Here is a 2,029-nt window from a genome sequence, read left to right as displayed (position 1 = left end):
TGATTAAATATTGGGAGCAAGGTCAAATATATAATCCCATATTTATGAATAATGATGCGGAGTTTAATAATCATATGCCGTTTTTATATAACGCATTTCTGGTGATTAATTTTTAATAAAATTATAAATCTTATCGGCCATAAAGGTTGCTCGAATGAGTAAAGGAAAAGTATTGTTAGTTGGGGCGGGACCGGGGGATGCATCTCTAATCACTGTAAAAGGATTGCTAGCCATTCGTGAAGCTCAAGTTATTGTGCATGACCGTCTGGTTAATCTTGAGTTAATTTCTCAAGCACCACCCCATTGCCAGATTATTAATGTGGGGAAAACCTCAAATCATCATCCAGTCCCACAAGAACAGATCAATCAAATCTTGGTCGAGCATGCCCTGGCGGGTAAAAATGTTGTTCGTCTTAAAGGAGGCGNCCCTTATGTATTTGGCCGAGGTGGAGAAGAAGCCGAGGCACTTGCCCATGAAGAGATCCTTTTTGAGATAATTCCAGGTATCAGCTCAGCTATTGGCGGTTTAGCCTATGCCGGTATCCCCGTGACCCATCGGCACTACGCTTCCAGCTTTCATGTGGTCACCGGGCATATGTGTCAGGGAAATGAACCACAAAACTGGGATATTTTGGCCCAACTGGATGGGACGTTAATCGTATTAATGGGAATGACGCGACAAGAGGAGATCTGCCAACGCCTAATCGACGGAGGTAAATCACCCGACACCCCCGCCGCCGCCGTGATGTATGCCAGTCAGCAACGGCAAGAGATAGCAAAAGGGACACTGACCACGCTAAAAGATGAAATTGTACGTAAAAAATTACATGCCCCCGCACTGTTAGTGATTGGTCATGTCGTCAATCTTAGTGATGTTCTGGCTTTTACTGCCCACCAAATTGATATCAGTCATGAACCACTATTGCAGGCAATCTGAGTATGTTGTCAGCAATAGTTATTTGTTCCAGGGGGTCAGTCGTGCATAAGAGCGGCATTCAACCCGTCAGTTATATCAGGCATCCAGACCACATTTGGCCACAGGCTGTTTCTCATGGCTGAAGCCCGTTGCCCTGCCTCTTGTGGTGAACTGATCCAAGGGTGGATTTTGGGCGGAGAAAAACTTATCTCTTGCCCAATTAACTGGTTTAGCACCGTTTCAGTTACCGAAGGGGAACCGGGCTGGCGTGAACGACCACGTATGCGTCACATGGTCAGGCAAGTGTTGGCGCATTTTGGCGAGCCTGCCCAATATAGCGAGAATATATGCATTGCGTTTGAATCCACTATTCCCGTGGCTAAAGGATTAGCCAGTAGCACTGCCGATATTGCCGCAACAGCTATCGCGACCAGCCGCTTACTGGGCAAATCACTGAGTGACGAGTCACTGGCCAAACTCTGCGTAGCAGTTGAACCCACCGACAGCACGATATTTAAAGATCTCACCCTTTTTGATCACCAGACCGCGCAAAGTCATCATCCCTTTACCTGGCGACCCGACATCGACATTCTGCTACTTGAAAGTACACAAACGCTGTTAACCGAAGAGTTCCATAAACGAAATCGCCAACCCTTGTTACTTAAACAGGCAGCCAACTTAGCCAATGCTATGCAACTGTTTCAACAGGCTAACGATACCCAGTGCCACTATCGTTTGGGCGAAGCCGCCACGCTAAGTGCCATCGCCAGTCAGCCAATGCTGCCTAAGCCTGAATTTCATCAGTTACTGAATATCGTTGAGCGCAGCGGAATTTATGGTTTGAACGTCGCCCACAGTGGCAGCGTTATTGGTTTGCTGTTCAATCATCAACGACACGATCTAGACCGACTTATCAGCACACTGCATCAACCACAGATAATTAAGCACTACCCGCATATTCATATCGTCAAAATGGTGGCGGGTGGCGTGCGTTGATGAACATATTATTTTCGCAAACATCATTTGTTTTTAATATTCAGCTAATGTGATAATAACTCACCATTATTTTTAACATTATAACTCTCACATCTATAAAATATCTCATATTAATCC

Annotated in this window: 2 protein-coding genes; both read left to right on the top strand. The window is 45.5% G+C overall.

Annotated features, from left to right (window positions below; translation table 11 throughout):
- The first annotated feature begins 154 nt into the window (after positions 1–154).
- On the top strand, positions 155–937 hold the full coding sequence (gene cobA, locus V1952_RS21500; protein ID WP_420075516.1) for a uroporphyrinogen-III C-methyltransferase: 783 nt from the start codon (positions 155–157) through the stop codon (positions 935–937).
- Positions 938–1,051: 114 nt separating this feature from the next.
- Positions 1,052–1,912 (top strand): GHMP kinase, encoded by an 861-nt coding sequence (locus V1952_RS21495; RefSeq protein ID WP_420075515.1) that lies wholly within the window; start codon positions 1,052–1,054, stop codon positions 1,910–1,912.
- Positions 1,913–2,029 lie beyond the last annotated feature (117 nt).

The sequence above is a fragment of the Yersinia sp. 2542 StPb PI genome (assembly GCF_048593855.1).
Taxonomy (GTDB): domain Bacteria; phylum Pseudomonadota; class Gammaproteobacteria; order Enterobacterales; family Enterobacteriaceae; genus Yersinia; species Yersinia enterocolitica_E.
This window is presented reverse-complemented; position numbering and strand designations above follow the sequence as displayed.